The organism is Streptomyces sp. NPDC004561, from assembly GCF_053602155.1.
This window is the reverse complement of sequence record NZ_JBSGDB010000948.1, coordinates 1-1,050: the sequence shown is the minus strand read 5'-3', so window position 1 is coordinate 1,050 and position 1,050 is coordinate 1. Positions and strand designations below refer to the sequence as shown.

Here is a 1,050-nt window from a genome sequence, read left to right as displayed (position 1 = left end):
CACTTCATGCTGCAGGGGCGTCGGCCCGCGCCTCGTCGGCGTATCGGCGCGGACCGAAGTAGGGGGCGGAGGGAGTGAGGGGACGCGCGGATTCACACGACGGCGTGCTCGCCGTTCGCCGCCTTCGACAGAGGTTGACCTAAACCGTTCGACGCCATGGGGTGTCTCTCCGAGCGCTGGGCCGTTGGCCTGTCCGGACGGTGCGTGACGCTTCCGGCACCGGGGTTGCGATCCTGCCATCTGTCGCCTCCGCCGAGGAGATTCCGGTCTCCGGTCCAGGCCTTAACCGCAGGTCAGGCGTATAGGGTGAGTTTTCCGGTCCGGACGTCCAGACGCGGGGGGAAGTAAAGGGGTGGGACCTTGAGTTCCGACTCAGGGACGCGCACAGCTTTCGCCGAGCGCCTCGCGCTGCTCTACAAGGAGGCTGGAAACCCTCCCCTCAAGAGCGTCGCCGAGGCGGTCGTGCGCCTTCAGCGGGTCGACGAGCGCGGCCGGCCGGTACGGGTGTCCGCGCAGCGGATCAGCGACTGGCGCCGGGCCAAGAACGTGCCCGCCCAGTTCACCGCGCTCGCGGCGGTCCTGCAGATCCTGATCCCGGAGGCGCGCAGGGCGCGGCCCGCGCCGGTCTCGACGGGCCTGTACGACCTCGCCCAGTGGCAGCGGCTGTGGGAGCGCGCGCTGGCCGACCCGGTCGGCGACCGGCCCGCGCCGCCCGCCGAGGAGAACCCGCGGCCTCCGGCCCAGGCCCCGCCCGTCGCCGGCGGCGTGTGCCCCTACCGGGGGCTGGCGCCGTACCGGCAGGAGGACGCGCGATGGTTCTTCGGCCGGGAGCGGAGCACGAGCGCGCTGATCGGCCAGCTCCGCGCCGCGGAACGCGCCGGTGGCCTGGTGATGCTGGTCGGCGCCTCGGGCGCGGGCAAGTCGTCCCTCCTGAACGCCGGTCTGGTCCCCGCGATAGCCTTCTGCTGACCCGGCTGTACGCCCCGCTCACCGCGCTCGCCGGGGCCCGGGTCGAGGTGATGAGCGCGCTCGTCAGCTTCGAGCGGGTCT

General features: G+C 72.7%; 1 pseudogene. It reads left to right on the top strand.

Annotated elements, in window-relative coordinates:
• Positions 1-360 precede the first annotated feature (360 nt).
• Positions 361-957 (top strand): annotated as a pseudogene (locus tag ACWEN3_RS46925) (nSTAND1 domain-containing NTPase); the annotation flags it as partial.
• Positions 958-1,050 lie beyond the last annotated feature (93 nt).